Origin of the sequence: Stenotrophomonas sp. SORGH_AS_0321 (genome assembly GCF_031453215.1) — a bacterium.
In the GTDB taxonomy this organism is placed as follows: domain Bacteria; phylum Pseudomonadota; class Gammaproteobacteria; order Xanthomonadales; family Xanthomonadaceae; genus Stenotrophomonas; species Stenotrophomonas chelatiphaga.
In genome coordinates this window covers 2,527,161-2,548,575 of sequence record NZ_JAVIZG010000001.1, presented here as the reverse complement: position 1 = coordinate 2,548,575, position 21,415 = coordinate 2,527,161, and the positions used below count along the sequence as shown (strand labels likewise).

Sequence of the window (21,415 nt, the reverse complement as noted above, 5' to 3'; positions counted from 1 at the left end):
GCATGGAGCTCCGTGTCATTGCCGCGCCAGCGTGTGCGGCCTGGGCAAGGGGTGAGGGTGATTGTCCCGTTATCAAGGCCTTCTACCGACGGCCAGCGAACGGCGGAGCCCCTCGTGGTGGTCGCTGGAGCGGTTTACTGGATTTGGGCCGGGCGGTGGGGCTGGGCGGGGGACGGCAACAGCCGCTCCTGCGGGCCTCGTTTCGCGCCGTCCTTGGCGCTCAACGCCCCCGCCCAGCCCCACCGCCCGGCCCTGTGACATGTCCCGTGCGCCCACCCCGGAAAAAAGAGAGATCAAAAGCAGGGGTCAGAGTCCTTTCGCTGCGCGAAAGGACTCTGACCCCGTCCCCAGCGCTGACAGGTGAAGGGAGCCCCTGAGTCAGGGGCGGCCGCGAAGCGGCGGGGTGTGGGTGCTGGTGAAGAGGGGCCCACGGTTTGCGCAGCAAAGCGTGGGAGCGGCAGCGCGAATGCGATGGCGTGGACCCGTGCCAAGGATGGCGCGAAACGAGGCCCGCAGGATGCGGCCCTTGCCGTCCCCCACCAACCCCTCCCGCCCGGCCCAACCCCTTGAACCGAAGCTCCCCGCGACCCACCACGAGGGGCTCCGCCGTTCGCCGCAGACCGCGCTGCCGTTACAATCGCACCATGCTGAATTCCATGAACCCGACCCGTGCGCGGGTCACCCCCGGTTGCGCGCCATGAGCGGCCGCGCTGGCAATGACGGCCAGGTCCGCATCATCGGTGGGCAGTGGCGCAATACCCGGCTGCCGGTGCCGACCCTGCCGGGCCTGCGTCCCAGCAGCGACCGCGTGCGCGAAACCCTGTTCAACTGGCTGATGCCCCGCCTTGGCGGCGCCCGCGTGCTGGATGTGTTCGCCGGCAGCGGCGCGCTCGGGCTGGAGGCGGTGTCGCGGGGTGCGGCCCATGCCACCCTGGTCGAACGGGACCCGCAGCTGGTGGCCAACCTGAGCGCCGTGGTCACCCGGCTGAAGGCCGAGGCCCGCGTGCAGGTGGTGCAGGCCGATGCGCTGCGCTGGCTGCAGACCGCTGCGCCGGTCCAGGCCAGCATCGCCTTCGTTGATCCGCCGTTCGCCGCCGGGCTGTGGGACAGCACGCTTGCGCTGCTGCCGCGGCACCTCAGCGCCGATGCCTGGCTGTACCTGGAGTCGCCGGAAGGGCAGGCCCCGGCGCTGCCGGCGGACTGGCTGCTGCACCGCGAAGGCGGCACCCGCGAGGTGCGCTTTGCGCTGTACCGGCGCGCCACTGCTACACTTTGACCCAATCTGAACGTTCACGACCGCACATGACCGTCGCCAATCGTCGCATCGCTGTCTATCCGGGCACCTTCGATCCCATCACCAACGGTCACATCGACCTGGTGAACCGGGCAGCGCCGCTGTTCGAAAAGGTGGTCGTGGGCGTGGCACAGAGTCCGTCCAAGGGCCCGACGCTGCCGCTGGAGCTGCGCGTGCAGCTGGCACGCGGGGCGCTGTCGCACCACGACAACGTGGAAGTGATCGGCTTCGACACCCTGCTGGCGCACTTCGTGCGTTCGGTCCAAGGCGGCATCCTGCTGCGCGGCCTGCGCGCGGTCTCCGATTTCGAATACGAGTTCCAGATGGCCAGCATGAACCGCCACCTGATCCCGGAAGTCGAAACCCTGTTCCTGACACCAGCCGAGCAGCACAGCTTCATTTCGTCCTCGCTGGTACGTGAAATCGCACGCCTGGGTGGCGACGTGTCCGGCTTCGTGCCGGCGTCGGTGCTCGACGCGCTGCGCAAGGCCCGCGAAGCCAAGGCGGCGCAGGCCTGATCCACCCGCCCGTGGCGGATGACCGCCGTCGGCACCTTTTTGTATCCACTGCAATCCACAGAACCACCACGGGAGATCATCCATGAACACCACCATGCGCGCGATGCTGCTGGCCTCGCTGGCCCTGGCCTTCACTGCCTGCAAGAAGGAAGAAGCCCCGGCTGCCGCTGCCGATGCACAGCAGGCGCTGGTCGCCCCGGCCAAGGACGACGATGCCGGCTGGAAGAAGTACCTGCAGACCGTCGCCGTGCAGAACATGGGCACCGTGACCAACAGCCCGTTCCTGTACTACCTCGCACCGGAATCGGATCCGGAGTTCGCCGCCAAGTTCGAGCGCCAGACCGAGAGCGCCACCCAGGCCGTCGCCCGTGGCGTGCAGCCGGGCAACATGCTGGCCTTCGGTTCGTCGGCGTCGGGCAAGATGGCCGACATGATCCAGGTCGTGTTCAAGGACGTGTCGCCGGATTCGATGAAGAACGTGCGCGTGCTGTTCATCGGCGAAGCCGCTGACAACGCCCGCGTGCAGTCCGTCGTGCAGCCCACCGGTGCCGACTACGTTTTCGTCGAAGCCAAGTAATTCCCGTGCGGTAGCGGCCACGCCATCCGGCGTGGTCGTGGGCGGCGCCTTCGTGGCGGCGCCCCTGACCGGCCCGCGCGCCCGCGCAGGCCGGTGCCAGTCCAGCATCCCGGCCCGCGCTGGCCGGATGCGGTGCGCGGGCGAGGAGTCATCGCCGTGTCGCTGAAAATCAACGAGCTCTGCGTCAACTGTGACGTCTGTGAGCCGGCCTGCCCCAACCAGGCCATTTCGATGGGTGAAACCATCTACGTGATCGACCCTGCGCGCTGTACCGAGTGCGTGGGCCATTTCGACGAAGCGCAGTGCGTGGTCGTCTGTCCGGTCGAATGCATCGACCCGGACCCGGATATCGTCGAAACGCATGACCAGCTGATGGCCAAGCTACGTGGCCTGCAGCACGATCACCCCGAACTCTACGCGGAGCCCCCATCCGAATGAACCCGATCCTGCGCCCCTTGTTGCTGCTGGGCCTGTTGCTGTCCGCCCCGCTGGCCCATGCCGCTGTCCCGGCCCGTGCCGCCCATCCCGATGGCGCGGCCATTGCCAGCGGCCACCGGCTGGCCACCCAGGCCGGCATGCAGATCCTGGCCCAGGGCGGCAACGCCTTCGACGCGGCCGTGGCGGTGTCGTCCACGCTGGCCGTGGTCGAGCCGATCAGCTCCGGGCTGGGCGGTGGCGGGTTTTTCCTGCTGCACGATGCCGCTTCGGGCAAGGACCTGATGCTGGATGCGCGCGAGACCGCGCCGGCCGCGGCCACCGAGGCGGCGTTCCTGGACAAGGACGGCAACCTGGATCGTGACCGTTCGGTCAACGGCGCCTGGTCGGCCGGCATCCCCGGTCTGCCGGCAGCGCTGGTGGAGCTGTCGTCCAAGCACGGCAAGCTGCCGTTGAAGGCATCGCTGCAGCCGGCGATCCGCATCGCCCGCGAAGGCTTCCCGGTGTATGCGCGGATGGCCAAGGGCTACCAGTCGCGGCGCGAGGTGATGGAACGTTATCCCGGCACGCGCGAGGTATACCTGCGCAACGGCAAGCCGATCGCCGAAGGCGATCTGTTCCAGCAGCCGGAACTGGCGCGCACGCTGGAGCGTCTGGCTGATGGCGGCTTCGATGGGTTCTATCGCGGCCAGACCGGCGCGCTGCTGCTGGCCGGCGTCAAGCAGGCCGGTGGCCGCTGGACCGCCGACGAACTGGCCGGTTACACGGTGAAGGCGCGCGCGCCGATCGTGTTCGATTACAACGGTTGGAAGATCACCACCGCGCCGCCGCCGTCGTCCGGTGGCATCGCGCTGGCGAGCATGCTGCAGATCCTGGAAGGGTGGGACATCAAGTCGATGGATGAGGCGCACCGCGCCCATCTCGTGGTCGAAGCGATGCGTCGTGCCTACCGCGACCGTACCTTCTTCCTGGGCGATCCGGACTTCGTGGAGATTCCGCAGAAGGTGCTCACCAGCAAGGACTACGCGCAGGGCCTGCGTGCCACCATCCACCCGGAAAAAGCCACGCCCAGCGACCTGCTGTCGGGCAACCCGACCCCGCTGGAAGACGACGAGACCACGCATTTCTCGATCATCGACCGCGACGGCAACCGCGTCGGCGCGACCCAGACGGTGAACCTGCTGTACGGCTCGGGCCTGATTCCGAAGGGCACCGGCGTGCTGCTCAACAACGAAATGGACGACTTCGCGCTGAAGCCGGGCACGCCCAATGCGTTCGGCGTGATGGGCTATGCCGCAAATGCGCCGAAGGCGGGCAAGCGCATGCTCAGTTCGATGACCCCGACCTTCATGGAAAATGCCGACAAAGTGGTGGTGCTCGGCACGCCCGGTGGCAGCCGCATCATCACCATGGTGCTGCTGGGCATCCTGGGCTACGACCAGGGCCTGACCGCACAGCAGGTCGCCGCATTGCCGCGCTACCACCACCAGTGGCTGCCGGATGCGATCGAAGCGGAAACCGGTGCGTTCGATGCCGGCACCGTCAAGCAGCTGCAGGCGATGGGCCACAAGATCGACCTGCCTGGCGACAGCGCCGAAGGCGGTCGCGGTTCCAGCCACGTCTGGGGCAACCTGCAGACCGTCGAATGGGATCGTCGCAGCAACACGCTGTTTGGCGGTAGTGATCCGCGCAACCCGGTGGGGAGCGCCGAGGTGAAGTAATCCGGTGCGGCAGCGCCGGGCCACGCTCGGCGTCATCGCTTCGGCTAGCGATTATTTAACGCTGGCTGACCGATACTTGCCGCATGAAACTATGGTCGATCCGCGGCAACACGCAGCGCCTGGATGGCGGTGCGATGTTCGGCAACGCACCACGCGCGGTGTGGGAAAAATGGGCAGTGCCCGACGAACTCAACCGCATCGAGCTGGCATGCCGCGCACTGCTGGCCAGCCCGCTCGAAGGCAAGACGGTGCTGTTCGAAACGGGTATCGGCGCGTTCTTCGAGCCGCGCCTGCGCGAACGTTACGGCGTGCAGGAAAACCAGCATGTGCTGATCGATTCCCTGCGTGAAGCCGGTTTCGAGCACGAAGACATCGACGTGGTGGTCCTGAGCCATCTGCATTTCGACCATGCCGGTGGCCTGCTGGCGCCGTGGGTGGAAGGGCGTGAGCCGGAACTGCTGTTCCCCAATGCGACCTTCGTGGTGGGTGCCGAGCACTGGCAGCGGGCACTGCAGCCGCATCCGCGCGACCGCGCCAGCTTCATTCCCGAACTGCCCGCGCTGCTGCAGCAGAGCGGACGACTTGAAGTGGTGCAGGGCGAGCATTCCCGGGTGCTGGGCCGCAGCGTGCGCTTCAGCTTCAGTGACGGGCATACCCCGGGCTTGATGCTGGCCGAGATCGTCGGCCAGCCGGGCAGGGACGGGCAGGCGCATGGCGGGGTGGTGTTCTGCGCCGACCTGGTGCCCGGCCGTTCGTGGGTCCACGTGCCGATCACCATGGGCTACGACCGCAATGCCGAACTGCTGATCGACGAGAAAAAACAGTTCCTCGAAGACAAGCTGGCGCGCAACGTCCACCTGTTTTTCACCCATGACCCGCAGGTAGCGCTGGCGCAGCTGCAGCGCGACGACAAAGGCCGTTTCGTGACCGTGCACGAACAGGGCGAACTCAAGGCCCGCGCCCTCGCCTGAAAAAAGGGGACGGAGGGAATTAAGTCGCAATCGACCGTGGTCTGGCCGATTGCGACTTAATTCCCTCCGTCCCCTTTTTTGTGTCAGCCGATCAGGCGGGTGCCGAAGATGCGGTCGCCGGCATCACCCAGGCCGGGCAGGATGTAGCCCTTCTCGTTCAGGTGGTCGTCGATGGCGGCGGTGTAGATCTGCACGTCCGGATGGGCGGCCTGCACGGCGGCGATGCCTTCCGGCGCGGCAACCAGGAAGATGCCCTTGATGCGGCGGGCGCCGGCGCGCTTGAGCATGTCGATGGTGGCGATCAGGGTGCCACCGGTGGCCAGCATCGGGTCCAGGATCAGCGCATCGCGCTCCTCCAGGCGGCCGGTCAGGCGTTCGAAGTAGGGCACCGGCTGCAGCGTTTCCTCGTCGCGCTGCAGGCCGACCACGCTGACCCGGGCCGCCGGGATCAGCGACAGCACGCCGCTGAGCATGCCCAGGCCGGCGCGCAGGATCGGCACCACGGTGATCTTGGCACCGGCGATGCGCTGCACCGTCACCGGGCCGGACCAGCCGTCCATGGTGTGCGATTCGGTGTCCAGGTCGGCGGTGGCCTCGTAGGCCAGCAGCGTGCCCAGTTCGTTGGCCAGTTCGCGGAAATCCTTGGTGCTGAGCGCAGCGTTGCGCATCAGGCCGATCTTGTGCTGCACCAGCGGATGGCGCACTTCGACGATGTTCATGGGGGGCGGGAAAGGGGAAAGGCAGAGGCCTGTATTCTGCCGCAGCCGGTCGGTCGCGGCCAGCGCGGGGACGCGTCCCTGCCGGATCCGGTGCCCCGGTGTCATGCCGGTGAAACCTCGCCGACATACCTTGCCCTCCCATTCTTCACACCGAATGGGGACACCCGTGCAGACCAAGACGCCGTTGGCGATCGCCATCACCCTGACCCTGGCAATGGGGGCTGCAGCACCGCTGCATGCCGCCGGGCAGGACGTGGCCGCCACCAGTGCCCTCGCCGCCGATGCCACCGACCTGGACCGCATCGAAGTGCGTGCCCAGCTGGAATCGCAGATCCGCGCGGTGGACCTCAAGCGCAGCAGCGATGCCATCGAAGACGCCGTGTCCTCCGATGCGCTGGGCCAGTACCCGGACAAGAACGTGGCCGAATCGCTGCAGCGCCTGCCCGGTGTCAGCGTCACCCGCGACCAGGGCGAAGGGCGCTTCGTGGTGGTGCGTGGCCTGGATGCCAACCTCAACAGCGTCAGCATCGACGGCATCGCGGTGGGCACGCCGGAGGATTCCAGCCGCGCCGCGCCGCTGGACGTGATTCCGTCCGATTCCACCGAGCGCCTGCGCGTGGTCAAGTCGCCGACCCCGGACATGCCCGGCGATGCCATCGGCGGCGCGATCCTGGTCGAGTCCGCGTCGGCCTTCGACCGCGATGGGCGCAGCCTGCGCGGCAAGATCGAAGGCAGCCACCAGCCGCTGTCCGGCCACACCAGCCCGAAGGCGGCGATCAACTACAGCGAAGTGTTCGCCGATACCTTCGGCGTGGCACTGGGCGTGAATTACCAGAACCGCAAGTTCGAATCGGACAACACCGAAGTGGAGTACGACGGCGAGGACGATGCCACGCCGGGCGATGTCACCGCGATCAACCTGCAGCACCGCAAGTACGAAATCGAGCGCAAGCGCATCGGTGCCAACCTCAACTTCGACTGGCGTCCCAGCGAAGGCAGCAGCTACTACCTGCGCACGCTGTACAGCCGCTTCGACGACGCGGAAACGCGCCAGCGCACGATCTTCAACTTCGAAGATGCCGACGTGGTGGCCACCGGCACCGACCAGTTCCGGCTGGATGACCTGCCGTCCGATGCGATCCAGAAGCGCATGCGCTACCGCACCAAGGAAGAGAACACCTTCGCCGCCAGCCTGGGCGGCGAGAACCGGCTGACCTCCGCGGTGGTCGACTACAAGGTGGGCTACACGAAGACCGAAGAGCGCGTGGACGATGAGATGGAAGCACGCTTCGAGCTCGATGCCGACGACCTGTCCGGCACCCTGGACCAGCGCAGCCGGCTGCCGCGCTATACCTTGTCCAACAACGAATGGATGGACAACGCCAACTTCGCCTACGACCGCATGATCCTGTCGCCCAAGCGGGTGGATGACAACGAACACAGCGCACAGGTCAACGTGCGCTTCGACGCCGACAACGCCAGTTACAAGATCGGCCTGCTCGGGCGCTGGCGCGAGCGCGACGTGGACGTCAACGAAGTGGAACTGCGCCGCGGGCCGGCGATCGACCTGGACAGCTGGACCACCAGCGCGCCCGAACATCGCCATGGGTCGTTGGGGCAGGGCATGAGCTCGGCGCTGATGCGCCGCTACTGGGCCGCCAACAGCGGCCTGTACAGTGCACGCCCGCAGGAGACCGGGGCCAATGCAGTGACCTCGCTGGAAGAGGACTACAGCGCCAGCGAAGACATCTTCGCCACCTACGCGATGGGTACCTGGGACATCGGTGCGCTGCGCATCATCGGCGGCGTGCGCGTGGAGAACACCCAGTTCAGCGCGGTCGGCAACCAGGTCGACGTGGCCGAAGACGAGCGCAGCTTCACCGTCACCCCGCGCGTGGCCAACCGCAGTTACAGCAACGTGCTGCCCGGCCTGCACCTGCGCTATGACGCGGCCGATGACTGGGTGCTGCGGGCATCGGCCAACAAGACGGTCTCGCGTCCGTCCTTCGGCGACATCTCCCCGCGCGTGGGTTACAGCCGCGGCGACGAGGAAGTGCGACTGGGCAACCCGGAACTGGATCCGTACGAATCGACCAACATCGACCTGTCGGTGGAGAAGTACCTGGGCAGCACCGGCATCGTCTCGCTGGGCCTGTTCCACAAGTCCATCGACGGCTACATCGTGGAGACCGTGCGCCAGAACGATCCGGCCTACGAAGGCTTCGACGTGACCCAGGCGATCAACGGCGACAAGGCCACCGTGCGCGGCGCCGAGTTCAATTACCAGCAGCAGCTCGCGTTCCTGCCGCCGGGGCTGGATGGCTTGCTGGTGGGTGCCAGCGGCACCTGGCTGGATACAGACTTCGATCCGGGCCTGGCCGACCGCGCCGCCGATGATTTCATGCTGCCGCGGGCGTCCAAGCATGTGTACAGCGCGCATGTCGGGTATGAAAAGTACGGACTGAGCACGCGCCTTGCCGCGGTGTACCGCAGCGAGTACCTCGACAGCATCGGCACCGGCCGTGCGTTCGACATCTTCGTCGCCCCGCACACCCAGCTCGATTTCTCGCTGGACTACACGTTCAGCCCCCGCGTCAGCCTGTATTTCGAGGCACAGAACCTGTTGGACAAGCCGCTTGAGCTTTACCAGGGCACGCGCTCGCGCACCCTGCAGCTGGAAGAATACGGCCGCACCTATGCGGTCGGCCTGAAGGTGTCGCTGTGATGGCGCGGCGCATGCTGCTGGCCAGCGCGGTGACGCTGGTGCTGGCGACCGCTTGCACGCGCACCCCGCCGGTTGCGCCGCCGGGCAACGACGCCGCCACCAGGGCGCCTGCCGCCGGGGAGGCCAGCGCCGAACGCCAGGTCGCCACGCTGGCCGAAGCCTTCCTGACCCCGATGACCCCGGATGACAACATCGATTCGCCGGCGGCCTGGACGGCACCGGATGGCAAGACCTGGCTGATCGCCACGGCCAAGGCCACCGACAAGCTGGTGGTGTACGACGGCAGCACCGGCGCGCCGCTGCGCGAGGTCGGCAGCACCGGTACCGCGCTGGGCCAGCTCGATCGCCCCAACGGCATTTCGGTGATCGATGACCTGCTGTGGATCGTCGAGCGTGACAACCACCGCGTGCAGGTGTTCTCGTTGCCGGACTTCACTCCGCTGGCGGTATTCGGTGCCGACGACCTGCGCAAGCCGTACGGCCTGTGGGTGGACAAGCGCGCCGATGGCTATGCGGTGTACGTGACCGATTCCTGGGACAACGGCGAGGACGCGCAGGGCAAGGACATCCTGCCGCCACTGGCCGAGCTGGACAAGCGCGTGCGCCAGTACCACGTGCGCCGCGATGGCGCGGAGGTGACCGCAACGCTGGCCGCCAGCATCGGCGACACCAGCGAAGCCGGCGCGCTGCGCGTGGTGGAATCGATCTGGGGCGATCCGGCCAACGACCGCCTGCTGGTGGCCGAAGAGGACGAGACCTACGCAAGTGAGTTCAAGGTGTACACGCTGGCGGGCCGCTTCACCGGCACCACCTTCGGCCGTGATGTGTTCAAGGCACAGGCCGAAGGCGTGATGCTGCGTACCTGCGGCAAGGACGGCTGGTGGATCACCACCGAACAGGGCAAGGAGCGCAGCGTGTTCCACCTGTTCGACCGCCACAGCCTGAAGCCGGTGGGATCGTTCCAGGGCAACAAGGTCGCCAATACCGATGGCATCTGGATGATGCAGCAGGGCATCCCGCGCTTCCCGCATGGCGCGCTGTATGCGGTGCACGATGACCAGGGGGTGGTCGCCTTCGACTGGGAACAGATCGCCAAGGCGCTGGCGCTGCCGCTGGAGTGTGCATCGTGATCGCGCGCCTCGCTTCCCTCGCGTTCGGCGTCGCACTGGCGCTGTCTGCCACCGCGGCGCTGGCCGACGACCTCGCCGCGCGCGTGGAGCCCAACAGCCAGGTGCCGGCGGGCAACCGCCACTATGCCGCCAGCGGCTTCCCGGACCGCATCGTCGCCTCGCCGGCGGCCGATGCCGCGCATGGATTCGCGGTGCGCTGGCGCACCGATGGCAGCGTGCAGGCGCCGCTGCTGGAAATCGCTCCAGCCGACGATACGCCCGGCTTCGGCCCCATCACCCGCATCACCGCCAGCAGCCAGCCGCTGCAGACCGAGAACGGCCTGTCGCACCACCATCGCGCGGATGTGAGCGGGCTTGAACCCGGCACGCTGTACGTCTACCGCGTGCAGGGCAAGGACACCTGGAGCGCCTGGAACCAGCTGCGTACCGCGGGCAGCGCGGACCAGCAGATGACCTTCCTGTACTTCGGCGATACCCAGAACAAGAACCTCAGCCATGTCACCCGGGTGGTGCGTGCCGCGCAGAAAGCCGCGCCGGAGGCCAACCTGAGCCTGTTCGCCGGCGACCTGGTCAGTGGCGGCTACGACGCCGATGACAGCGAATGGGGCGAGTGGTTCGCCGCCACCGGCTGGCTGGCCCAGGAAACGATGCTGGCCCCGGCCATCGGCAACCACGAGTACTTCGAGGAATTCGAAGACACCCCGCAGGAGCGTCGGGTGATGGCGCGGCATTGGCCGGCCACGTTCGCGCTGCCGGGCAACGGGGCCGAGGGCGCAGAGAAGAGCACCTACTGGTTCGACTACCAAGGGGTGCGCTTCGCCGTGCTGGATGGCACCTCGGCAATGGACCTCGGCACCGCGCAGGCGCAGGCGCGGTGGCTGGACCAGGTGCTGGCCAGCAATACCCAGCCGTGGACGATCGTCGTCGTGCACCAGCCGTTCTACTCACCGGCGCGGGGGCGCCACAACCCGGTGCTGCAGGAGGCCCTGCTGCCGGTGGTGCGCCGCCACGACGTGGACCTGGTGCTGCAGGGCCATGACCACACCTATGGCCGCCGTGGCGAAGACGGCATGGCGACCCCGCAGTTCGTGGTCAGCAATGCCAGCCCGAAGCAGTACCGGCTGTCGAAGGAGGCCCTGCAGACCATGTCGCCGGTGGCCGAGGACACCCAGTTGTTCCAGGTGCTGCGCATCGATCCGCAACGCCTGCATTACGAAGCCCGCACCGTCACCGGCAAGCTCTACGATGCCTTCGAACTGGTCCGCCAGGCCGATGGCAGCACCAGGAAGGTGGAGCTGGAAGAAGGCCGCATCGCACCGCGGCGCTGCCTGCGCCCGCACGCGCCGACCGGCCGCAAGGACCGGTGCTGGGAATGAAGACCCCCATGCGCAACGCGTTGCCGATGCTGGCACTGGCCGCCGGCCTGACCCTGATGGCCGGCGCCGCGATCGCCGCCGATACGGTGCTGCATCCGTTCCTGGCCGCGCAGCCGAAGCAGGCGCCGGACGAAGCAAACCTGGCGGTGGAAATCCCGGCGGGCAGCTTCACCAAGTACGAAATCAAGCAGGACGGACTGCTGCATGTGGACCGCTTCCAGTCGATGCCGGTCGCGTACCCGGCCAACTACGGTTCGATGCCGCGTACGCTGGCCGGAGACAACGATCCGCTGGACGCGCTGGTGCTGACCCGCGAGCCGCTGCATCCGGGGGTGATCGTGCGCTTCCGGCCGATCGGCTACCTGAAGATGGTCGACGATGGCGAGCAGGACGAAAAGGTGATCGGCGTGCCGACCGACAAGGTCGATCCCAGCTACGCCCACGTCCGCGATCTGGATGACCTGGCGCCGATCGAGCGCCAGCGCATCGAGGCGTTCTTCCGCGTGTACAAGGACCTGCCCGAAGGCCGCAATCCGGTACAGCTGGGCGGCTGGGGCAACGCGGCCGAAGCGAAGGTGCTTATCCAGCAGTCGATGCAGCGCTTCGACAGCGCCGGAAAGGGCAGGTAGCGCCGAGCCATGCTCGGCGAGCGCGCAGCGCGGCCTGTATCAGACGTCGCATCGCCTGCACGGAAAGCCGCCGAGCGTGGCTCGGCGCTACCGAAGTCGGCTCTACAGCCAGGTCACGCGCCATCGCTATGATGGCGCTTCCTGTTTTTGTCCTGGATGCAGCGCGTGTCATCAGCCCTGGTGTGGTTTCGCCGTGATCTCCGCCTTGCCGACAATCCGGCCCTGCAGGCGGCGCTGGAGGCCGGGCATGACGTCGTGCCGGTCTACATCCATGCCCCGCACGAAGAGGGCAGCTGGGCACCCGGCGCGGCATCCAATGCCTGGCGGCACCGCTCGCTGGCCGCACTGGATGCGGACCTGCGCGCACGCGGCTCGCAGCTGGTGTTGCGCCAGGGCGACAGCCTGGACGTGCTGCAGCAGCTGATCAGCGAAACCGGCGCCGAAGCGGTGTTCTGGAACCGCAAGTACGAACCGGCGACGCAACCGCGTGATGCGAAGATCAAACGCACGCTGCGCGAGCAGGGCCTGCAGGCAGACAGCTGCAACGGCAGCCTGCTGTTTGAGCCGTGGGAGCTGGAAACCAAGCAGGGCGGTCCGTACAAGGTGTTCACCCCGTTCTGGCGCAACGCACTGAGCAACTGGGGACTGCAGCCGGGCAGCGATGCGCCGGCCCGCTTGACCGCGCATTCCGTGCAGGGCATCGCGCTGGATGCGTTGGGACTGGCCCCCACGCTGGGCTGGGATGCCGGCTTCTGGGAGCACTGGCAGCCCGGCGAGGCCGGCGCGCGCGAGGCACTGACCGTGTTCGTCGATGGCGCGCTGCACGGCTATCGCGAGCAGCGCGACCTGCCGGACCGCGTCGGCACCTCCTTGCTGTCACCGCACCTGCATTTCGGCGAGATCGCGCCGTGGCGCATCGTGCATGCGCTGGAAGCCGAGCGCACCGCCGGCCGCAGTGCCGACATCGATGCCTACATCCGCCAGCTCGGCTGGCGCGATTTCGCCCATCACCTGCTGCACCATTTCCCGAAGACCAGCGACGAAAACCTCAACCCGCGTTTCGATGGATTTGCCTGGGTCACGCCCAGCGCCGTCGACCTGCAGGCGTGGCAGCAGGGCCGCACCGGCGTACCGATCGTCGATGCCGGCCTGCGCCAGCTCTGGCATACCGGCGTGATGCACAACCGGGTGCGGATGATCGTGGCCAGTTACCTGTGCAAGCACATGCGCGCGCACTGGATCATCGGCGCGCGCTGGTTCTGGGACACCCTGGTCGATGCCGACCTGGCCAACAATTCGATGGGCTGGCAGTGGGTGGGCGGCACCGGCGCCGATGCAGCGCCGTATTTCCGGGTGTTCAACCCGGTGACCCAGTCCGAGAAATTCGATCCGCAGGCACGTTACATCTCGCGTTGGGTGCCCGAACTGGCCGCACTTCCGGTCAAGGCCCGTTTTGCACCCTGGCAGCACCCCGCGCTGCTGGCGGACAAGGCGCCCAGCTACCCGCGCACACCGCTGGTGGATCTGGCGGAAGGCCGCGATGCGGCATTGGCTGCGTATCGACGCACCGGGGCGGAGTAGGGCGCTTTTGCACGCCGTCGGGAACAAGCTGAACGGGGCACCGGCCGCAGTCAGGACCCTCATCCCCGCATCGCATCAGGCTGTATATGCTCACCCCGACGCACGCCGGACCAGCCGGCTTCCAAGGAGAACTCCATGATCCGTTCCGCCCCCCGCAATGTGGCCCTTGCCCTGATGACCGCCGCAGCGCTCAGCGCCTGCGCCACCGGCGGTTCCTACGTGCAGAGTGACCAGTACGGCAATGAAACCCAGCAGCAGAACCGCACCGGCCGCAACGCCCTGATCGGCACCGCGGTGGGTGTCGCAGCCGGCCTGTTGACCGGTGGCAGCGCGACCGAGCGCCGCCAGCACGCCATGATCGGCGCCGGCATCGGTGCGCTCAGCGGCGCGGCCGTAGGCCAGTACCAGGATCGCCAGGAACGTGCGCTGCGCGAGCGTACCGCCAACACCGGTATCGACGTGGTGCGCCAGGGCGACAACATCAGCCTGAACCTGCCGGACGGCATCACCTTTGATTTCGGCAAGTCGGCGCTGAAGCCGCAGTTCTACGGTTCGCTCAACGGCGTGGCCAGTACGCTGTCCGAGTACAACCAGACGATGATCGAAGTGGTCGGCCATACCGACAGCATCGGCAGTGATGCGGTGAACAACCGCCTGTCCAAGGAGCGCGCCGATGCCGTGGCGTCCTACCTGACCGCGCAGGGTGTGCAGGGCGCGCGTATTGAAACGCTGGGTGCCGGCAAGGCCTATCCGATCGCCGACAACAGCACCGACGCGGGCCGCGCACAGAACCGTCGTGTTGAAATCCGTGTGATTCCTCTGCAGCAGTAACGCGCAGCGTTGTTGCGGTTGCGGCTTCGGCCGCAACAGAATGCCGCCCTTGCAGGCGGCATTTTTTTGGCTGACGGCCAGCGGCCGTCACTACCGGTCAGGCGGCGACCACTTCCAGGATCCGCTTTCCTTCCGCGGCGGCCTCGGCTTCCGCTTTCTCGGTCTGTTGCTGGGCGTACTTCGCCGCCGGGCACTGCGCCATCATGTAGTTGGCGTCGAAGTTCAACTTTTCGACCAGGAAATCCACAAACGCACGTACCTTCGGCGACACCAGCTTGCCGCCGGCGAATACCGCGTTGAAGTCCACTTCCGGGCCGGTCCAGCCGGCCAGCACGCGCCGCACCATGCCGGTTTCGATGAACGGTTTGGCCATCACGTCGCCGGTCAGCAGCAGGCCTTCGCCGCACACCAGTGCGCCATTGAGCGCGGACACATCGTTGGCCACCATCAGCGGGGTGACCGGGAAATCGCGCAGCTCGCCGCCGTTCTCGCCCAACTGCCAGGTAATCCGGTTGGGATGGCTGTGGTACGCCTTGCGCATGGCCAGGATGCGATGGAACTGCAGCTCGTCCGGGTGCAGCGGCTCGCCATGGCGTTCGATGTAGGCCGGGCTGGCGAACACCTGCGTACGCAGGGTGCCCAGCTTGCGCGCCACCAGGTTGGAATCAGGCAGCGAGCCCACGCGCAGCGCCAGGTCGGCCTCGCCGGCGATCAGGTCCAGCTTCTCGTTGCCCAGGTGCATGTCCAGGCGGATTTCCGGATACATCGCATGGAACTGACCCAGCAGCGGGGCGATCCAGGTAATGCCCAGCGAATAGGGCACGGTGAAGCGCAGCCAGCCGCGCGGGCCGGACTGCAACTGGCTGACCGCACTCTCCGCTTCCTCCAGTTCGCGCGCGATGCGCTGGCAGTGCTCGTGGTAGATCGAGCCGGCCTCGGTGAGGCCCAGGCGGCGCGTGGTCCGGTGCAGCAGGCGCGCGCCGAGCCGCGTTTCCAGTTCCTGCACCTTGCGGCTGACGGTGGTCTTGGGAAGGCCGAGCGATTTGGCTGCAGCAATGAAACTGCCTTGCTCGACCACTTTGACGAAGATCAGCGTTTCGTTGAGATCGTGGGACATGGTCGAATTCCTGGACGTCGGGGACGGGACTATCGTGACAAAAAGATTGGACCGGGTGCGGGATGATTATTCCCCTAAAAGAGGACTAATCAAGTAGGAGTTAGAAGCGCACCATGGCGCCATTCCCGAATCGGAGGCCATCAGCCATGAGCCTGCGCAACATTCTCAACCTCTTCCGCTCCGCCGACCAGGACACCCTGGACCAGGCGATGACGGTCGAAAATCGTCCCAGCTCCTTGGTTAACAAGGATTTTCGGGAGTTTACCGCGGTCCCGCGCCAGCAGCGCGGTGGTGCCTTGCGTATCCGCCCGCGTGGCATGGATCGCCTGGGCCGTATCGGTATTGTCCCGCAGATGGGAGGAAATATCCCGTGAACGGGACGCTGGCTCCGGAGGTCCTCGTCCTCGGCGGCACCGGTGCCGTGGGCCAGGGCGTGGTCGGTGCATTGCTGGAAGCCGGCAGCCCGGTGCTGGTGGTCGGCCGCGATCCGGGCCGGCTGGCCGCACTCCGGCTGCAGTTCGACGACGAGCCTGGCCTGGAGACGATGCTCGGCTCGCTGGCCGATGACGAGTCGGCCAAAGTGGTTGCCGACCGCGTGGCAGCACGCCAGCGCCCCCTCGGCGCGGTGGTCGCCGCGCTCGGTGGTCCCTATGCGCGTGGCCGGGTCATCGACCGTCCCGGCGATGCGCTGATGCAGACGCTGCAGTTGGACCTGATGCCGCACGTGCATGCGGTCCGCCACCTGTTGCCGCTGCTGCAGGACCATCACCACCCGCGCCGCTTCGTGATGATCGGCAGCCCCGCCGGCCTCAAGCCGTGGGCCGCGCATGGTGATTCGTCGATCACCGCCGCAGCGCTGCGCATGTACGCCCAGGTGGTGCACCAGGAAGCGCAGGCGATCGGCGTGCGCGCGCAGCTGCTGGAAGTCGGTGCGCCGGTGTGCACGCCCAGCAATGCGGCCAACGCCTGCATCGAGTGGCCGAGCGCGCTGCTGGTCGGCCGCCGCCTGGTCTCGCTGCTGGACCAGTGCCACGACAACCGCGCCATCGTGCGCTGCGATTCACGCGATGCGCAGCTGCCACGCGGGCTGCTGCAGCTGGACGCGCCGCCGCGCTGGCGCGAATCGGCCGGGAGTGCTTGACCTCAACCTTTGTTGAGGTCGCACCATCCCCCGGCCGCCGGCACGACCGGCACCCCGAAAGACAGAACACCCGTATCACCACCCCCTACGGATACATGCCATGAACACCATGATGCCCCTCCACCGCACCACCCGCCGCGTGGCCTTCGCCACGGTTTCGGCGCTGGCCCTGGCGATCCTGACTGCCTGCAGTGGCAGCCACGCCGAAGAAGCCGGCGCACCGCCCGCCCCGGAAGTCAGCGCCGCGCCGGTGCTGGTCAAGCAGGTCAGCCAGTGGGACGAGTTCAGCGGGCGCGTCGAAGCGGTCGAGAATGTCGACCTGCGTCCACGCGTCTCCGGCTACATCGACAAGGTCAACTACATCGAAGGCCAGGAAGTGAAGAAGGGCGATGTGCTGTTCACCATCGATGCCCGCAGCTACCAGGCCGAGTACGACCGCGCCCGTGCCGAAGTCGCCCGCGCCCGCACCCAGTCCACCCTGGCCCGCGGCGAGTCCGATCGCGCCAAGCGCCTGTCCGAACAGCAGGCCATCTCCACTGAAACCTGGGAACAGCGCCGCGCCGCGTCCGACCAGGCCGGTGCGCAGGTGCAGGCCGCGCAGGCGGCACTGGATGCGGCCGCGCTCAACCTGGAGTTCACCAAGGTGCGTGCGCCGATCAACGGCCGTGCGGGCCGTGCGATGGTCACCGCCGGCAACCTGGTCAGTGCAGGCGATGCCGCAAGCGTGCTGACCACGCTGGTATCGCTGGACAAGGTGCACGTGTACTTCGATGCCGACGAAGCGACCTTCCTGCGCTATGCGCAGATGGCGCGCAAGGGCGAGCGTCCGAGCGAGCGCGATGCGTCGCTGCCGGTACGCATCGGCCTGAGCGGCGAGCAGGGCTTCCCGCACGAAGGCAAGGTCGACTTCCTGGACAACCAGGTGACCCGCAGCACCGGCACCATCCGCGTCCGCGCGCTGCTGGACAACGCCGATCGTGAGTTCACCCCGGGCCTGTTCGCCCGCGTGCAGCTGCTCGGCAGCGGCCAGTTCCAGGCCATGCTGATCGACGACCGCGCCGTGCTGACCGACCAGGACCGCAAGTATGTCTACGTGGTCGACAAGGACGGCAAGGCACAGCGTCGCGACATCGCGCTGGGTCGCAGTGCCGAAGGCCTGCGCATCGTGGAGAACGGACTGGCGGCCGGCGACAAGGTGATCGTCGACGGCGTGCAGAAGGTCTTCATGCCGGGCATGCCGGTGCAGGCCAAGCCGGTGGCCATGCAGTCGGGCACCGCACCTGCCGCTGCACCTGCAAAGGCCCCCGTCCCGGCACCCGCACCGGCACGTGTGGGTAGTGAAACCGCCGCACTGAACTGATCCATCCGGCCAGCGTCACCGCGAACCCCGATCCCCTGCCAGCACGGCAGGGGCAGGGTGGCTGCACCCCCACGCCGGCCAAACCCAAGGACATTCCCATGGATTTCTCCCGCTTTTTCATCGACAGGCCGATCTTCGCGGCGGTGTTGTCGATCATCATCTTCGCCGCCGGCCTGATCAGCATCCCGCTGCTGCCGACCGGTGAATACCCCGACGTCGTCCCCCCTTCGGTGGTGGTGCGTACCGTGTACCCGGGCGCCAACCCGAAAGTGATCGCAGAAACGGTGGCCACGCCGCTGGAAGAAGCGATCAACGGCGTGGAGGACATGATGTACATGAAGTCCGTCGCCGGTTCCGACGGCGTGCTGCAGATGACCATCACCTTCCGCCCGGGCACCGACCCGGACGCGGCCGCGGTGAAGGTGCAGAACCGCGTGGCGCAGGCCCAGGCGCGTCTTCCCGAAGACGTGCGGCGCCAGGGCGTGACCACGCAGAAGCAGTCGCCGACCTTCCTGATGGTGGTGCACCTGACCTCGCCGAACGGAAAGTACGACACGCTTTACCTGCGCAACTACGCCCGCCTGCACGTCAAGGACGCGCTGTCGCGCATCCAGGGCGTGGGTGATGCACAGATCTTCGGTGGCGGTGACTACGCCATGCGCGCCTGGCTGGACCCGGACAAGATCGCCGCGCGCGGCCTGACCGCCAGCGACGTGGTCGGCGCGATGCGCGAGCAGAACGTGCAGGTGTCGGCCGGCCAGCTCGGTGCCGAACCGATGCCCAACAGCCAGTTCCTGACCCTGATCAATGCGCAGGGCCGGCTGAAGAGCGAGCAGGAATTCAACGACATCGTGCTCAAGAGCGGCGTTGACGGTGAAGTGGTGCGCCTGTCCGATGTCGCCCGCCTGGAGCTGGGTGCCGGTGACTACACCCTGCGTTCGCAGCTGGATGGCAAGAACGCGGTGGGTATCGGCATCTTCCAGGCACCGGGTGCCAACGCGCTGGAAATCCGCGATGCCGTCATGAACACCATGGACGAAATGCAGAAGACCTTCCCGGCCGACGTCAAGTACGAAGCGGTGTATGACACCACCATCTTCGTGCGCGACTCGATCAAGGCGGTGGTGTCCACCCTGCTGGAAGCCATCGCGCTGGTGGTGCTGGTGGTGATCCTGTTCCTGCAGACCTGGCGTGCCTCGATCATCCCGCTGATTGCCGTGCCGGTGTCCATCGTGGGCACGTTCGCCGCGCTGTACCTGCTGGGCTTCTCGATCAACACCTTGAGCCTGTTCGGGCTGGTGCTGGCGATCGGCATCGTGGTCGATGATGCGATCGTGGTGGTGGAGAACGTCGAGCGCAACATCGAAGAAGGCCTGTCGCCGACCGCGGCGGCCCACCAGGCGATGAAGGAAGTGTCCGGCCCGATCGTCGCCATCGCGCTGGTGCTGTGCGCGGTGTTCGTGCCGATGGCCTTCCTGTCCGGTGTCACCGGCCAGTTCTACAAGCAGTTCGCGGTCACCATCGCCATTTCCACGGTGATTTCGGCGATCAACTCGCTGACCCTGTCGCCGGCCCTGGCCGCGCGCCTGCTCAAGCCGCACGACGCGGCCAAGGATGCGCCGACGCGCATCATCGACCGCCTGTTCGGCTGGATCTTCCGTCCGTTCAACCGCTTCTTCAAGTCCAGCTCGGAAAAGTACGAGCGCAGCGTGTCGAACATCCTCGGCAAGCGCGGCGCGGTGTTCGTGGTGTATGCCCTGCTGCTGGTCGGCACCGGGGTCATGTTCAAGCTGGTCCCGCCGGGCTTCATCCCCACCCAGGACAAGCTGTACCTGATCGCCGGCGTGAAGCTGCCGGAAGGTTCTTCCATCGCCCGTACCGACGCGATGCTGAAGAAGGTCGCGCAGATCGCCATGGAAACCGACGGCGTGGCGCACACCATTTCCTTCCCGGGCCTCAACGCACTGCAGTTCACCAATACGCCCAACACCGGCGTAGCCTTCGTGCCGCTGAAGCCCTTCAGTGAGCGCAATGGCCGCACCGCCGCGCAGATCAACGCGGAGATCAACCAGAAGATCGCCGCGCTGCAGGAAGGCTTCGCGTTCTCAATGATGCCGCCGCCGATCCTCGGGTTGGGCAACGGCAACGGCTACCAGATGTTCATCGAAGACCGCGGCAACCTGGGTTACGGTGCGCTGCAGACGGCCGTGCAGACCATGCAGGGCGCTGTTTCGCAGACCCCCGGCATGGCCTTCCCGATCACCAGCTACCAGGCCAACGTGCCGCAGCTGGATGCCGAAGTGGACCGCGTCAAGGCCAAGGCCCAGGGCGTGCAGCTGACCGAACTGTTCGACACGCTGCAGACCTATCTCGGTTCGTCCTACGTCAACGACTTCAACCAGTTCGGCCGTACCTGGCAGGTGATCGCCCAGGCCGATGGCCAGTTCCGTGACAGCGTGGAAGACATCGGCCGCCTGCGTACCCGCAACGACCGTGGCGAAATGGTGCCGATCGGTTCGATGGTCACCGTCAAGCAGACCTTCGGCCCGGACCCGGTGCTGCGCTTCAACGGCTACCCGGCCGCCGACCTGGCCGGTGAAACCGATCCGCGCCTGCTGTCGTCCACCGAAGGCATGGCCAAGCTGACCGAAATCGCCGCCCAGGTGCTGCCGCCGGGCATGGTCACCGAATGGACCGACCTGAGCTACCAGCAGGCCACCCAGGGCAATGCGGCGCTGATCGTGTTCCCGGTGGCGGTGATGCTGGCCTTCCTGGTGCTCGCCGCGCTGTATGAAAGCTGGTCGCTGCCGCTGGCGGTGATCCTGATCGTGCCGATGACCCTGCTGTCGGCGCTGTTCGGGGTGTGGCTGACCGGCGGTGACAACAACGTCTTCGTGCAGGTCGGCCTGGTGGTGCTGATGGGCCTGGCGTGCAAGAACGCGATCCTGATCGTCGAGTTCGCCCGCGAGCTGGAAATGGGCGGCAAGGGCATCGTCGAAGCGGCGCTGGAAGCCTGCCGCCTGCGCCTTCGCCCGATCGTGATGACCTCCATCGCCTTCATCGCCGGCACCGTGCCGCTGGTGCTGTCCCATGGTGCAGGCGCCGAAGTCCGCTCGGTCACCGGCATCACGGTGTTCGCCGGCATGCTGGGCGTAACGTTGTTCGGGCTGTTCCTGACCCCGGTGTTCTACGTGGCCTTGCGCAAGTTCGTCACCCGCAATGGCGGTGGCCAGCTGGTGACCCACGGCGAATCCACGCTGCATCACTGATCTGTTCCTCCCCGGTAGCCG

Annotated in this window: 18 protein-coding genes; 16 read left to right on the top strand and 2 right to left on the bottom strand. The window is 66.9% G+C overall.

Annotation, left to right across the window (positions count from 1 at the left end; translation table 11 throughout):
• Positions 1-697 precede the first annotated feature (697 nt).
• The 6 genes from rsmD to QE373_RS11340 all read left to right on the top strand — a co-directional run bounded on the left by rsmD (position 698) and on the right by QE373_RS11340 (position 5,516).
• The gene (gene rsmD, locus QE373_RS11365) at positions 698-1,276 is read left to right on the top strand and encodes a 16S rRNA (guanine(966)-N(2))-methyltransferase RsmD (protein WP_309686573.1); all 579 of its coding nucleotides are present in this window, start codon (positions 698-700) and stop codon (positions 1,274-1,276) included.
• 26 nt (positions 1,277-1,302) lie between these two features.
• Positions 1,303-1,812, top strand: a complete 510-nt coding sequence (coaD, locus tag QE373_RS11360) for a pantetheine-phosphate adenylyltransferase (RefSeq protein ID WP_042612384.1) — start codon at positions 1,303-1,305, stop codon at positions 1,810-1,812.
• Between the two features lie 82 nt (positions 1,813-1,894).
• Positions 1,895-2,389 (top strand): hypothetical protein, encoded by a 495-nt coding sequence (locus QE373_RS11355; protein WP_057506679.1) that lies wholly within the window; start codon positions 1,895-1,897, stop codon positions 2,387-2,389.
• Positions 2,390-2,545: 156 nt separating this feature from the next.
• A complete protein-coding gene (locus QE373_RS11350; RefSeq protein ID WP_042612382.1) occupies positions 2,546-2,827 on the top strand; it encodes a YfhL family 4Fe-4S dicluster ferredoxin in 282 nt (93 codons plus the stop codon).
• Complete coding sequence (ggt, locus tag QE373_RS11345; RefSeq protein WP_309686563.1) at positions 2,824-4,545, top strand: gamma-glutamyltransferase; 1,722 nt, start codon at positions 2,824-2,826, stop codon at positions 4,543-4,545. The genes QE373_RS11350 and ggt overlap by 4 nt, the downstream gene beginning before the upstream one ends.
• Before the next feature lie 83 nt (positions 4,546-4,628).
• The gene (locus QE373_RS11340; RefSeq protein ID WP_309686560.1) at positions 4,629-5,516 is read left to right on the top strand and encodes an MBL fold metallo-hydrolase; all 888 of its coding nucleotides are present in this window, start codon (positions 4,629-4,631) and stop codon (positions 5,514-5,516) included.
• Positions 5,517-5,599: 83 nt separating this feature from the next.
• On the opposite strand, the gene upp is transcribed toward QE373_RS11340, so the two are convergent.
• Entirely contained in the window at positions 5,600-6,235 is a 636-nt protein-coding gene (gene upp / locus QE373_RS11335) for a uracil phosphoribosyltransferase (RefSeq protein ID WP_057506676.1), read from the bottom strand.
• 166 nt (positions 6,236-6,401) lie between these two features.
• Between upp and QE373_RS11330 the strand changes: the two genes are divergently transcribed.
• The 6 genes from QE373_RS11330 to QE373_RS11305 all read left to right on the top strand — a co-directional run bounded on the left by QE373_RS11330 (position 6,402) and on the right by QE373_RS11305 (position 14,507).
• A complete protein-coding gene (locus QE373_RS11330) occupies positions 6,402-8,960 on the top strand; it encodes a TonB-dependent receptor (RefSeq protein ID WP_309686556.1) in 2,559 nt (852 codons plus the stop codon).
• Complete coding sequence (locus tag QE373_RS11325) at positions 8,960-10,090, top strand: phytase (protein WP_309686553.1); 1,131 nt, start codon at positions 8,960-8,962, stop codon at positions 10,088-10,090. The genes QE373_RS11330 and QE373_RS11325 overlap by 1 nt, the downstream gene beginning before the upstream one ends.
• A complete protein-coding gene (locus QE373_RS11320; protein WP_309689719.1) occupies positions 10,090-11,466 on the top strand; it encodes a metallophosphoesterase family protein in 1,377 nt (458 codons plus the stop codon). The genes QE373_RS11325 and QE373_RS11320 overlap by 1 nt, the downstream gene beginning before the upstream one ends.
• Positions 11,463-12,095 (top strand): inorganic diphosphatase, encoded by a 633-nt coding sequence (locus tag QE373_RS11315; protein ID WP_309686551.1) that lies wholly within the window; start codon positions 11,463-11,465, stop codon positions 12,093-12,095. Before QE373_RS11320 ends, QE373_RS11315 begins: the two co-directional genes overlap by 4 nt.
• Before the next feature lie 165 nt (positions 12,096-12,260).
• Entirely contained in the window at positions 12,261-13,676 is a 1,416-nt protein-coding gene (locus tag QE373_RS11310) for a deoxyribodipyrimidine photo-lyase (protein WP_309686549.1), read from the top strand.
• 135 nt (positions 13,677-13,811) lie between these two features.
• Positions 13,812-14,507 carry an OmpA family protein gene (locus tag QE373_RS11305; protein ID WP_309686546.1) on the top strand — a complete coding sequence of 232 codons (696 nt, stop codon included), beginning with the start codon at positions 13,812-13,814 and terminating at the stop codon, positions 14,505-14,507.
• A gap of 97 nt (positions 14,508-14,604) precedes the next feature.
• Here QE373_RS11305 and QE373_RS11300 read toward each other — a convergent pair whose 3' ends face one another.
• Positions 14,605-15,624, bottom strand: coding sequence for a LysR family transcriptional regulator (locus tag QE373_RS11300; RefSeq protein WP_057506671.1), 1,020 nt, complete (start codon positions 15,622-15,624; stop codon positions 14,605-14,607).
• A gap of 146 nt (positions 15,625-15,770) precedes the next feature.
• Between QE373_RS11300 and QE373_RS11295 the strand changes: the two genes are divergently transcribed.
• The 4 genes from QE373_RS11295 to QE373_RS11280 all read left to right on the top strand — a co-directional run bounded on the left by QE373_RS11295 (position 15,771) and on the right by QE373_RS11280 (position 21,394).
• The gene (locus QE373_RS11295; protein ID WP_057506670.1) at positions 15,771-15,998 is read left to right on the top strand and encodes a hypothetical protein; all 228 of its coding nucleotides are present in this window, start codon (positions 15,771-15,773) and stop codon (positions 15,996-15,998) included.
• Complete coding sequence (locus QE373_RS11290; protein WP_057506669.1) at positions 15,995-16,765, top strand: SDR family oxidoreductase; 771 nt, start codon at positions 15,995-15,997, stop codon at positions 16,763-16,765. Before QE373_RS11295 ends, QE373_RS11290 begins: the two co-directional genes overlap by 4 nt.
• 112 nt (positions 16,766-16,877) lie before the next feature.
• Positions 16,878-18,125, top strand: a complete 1,248-nt coding sequence (locus tag QE373_RS11285) for an efflux RND transporter periplasmic adaptor subunit (RefSeq protein ID WP_148049418.1) — start codon at positions 16,878-16,880, stop codon at positions 18,123-18,125.
• A 98-nt stretch (positions 18,126-18,223) separates the two neighbouring features.
• Complete coding sequence (locus QE373_RS11280; RefSeq protein ID WP_101098418.1) at positions 18,224-21,394, top strand: multidrug efflux RND transporter permease subunit; 3,171 nt, start codon at positions 18,224-18,226, stop codon at positions 21,392-21,394.
• The last annotated feature ends 21 nt before the right edge of the window (positions 21,395-21,415 follow it).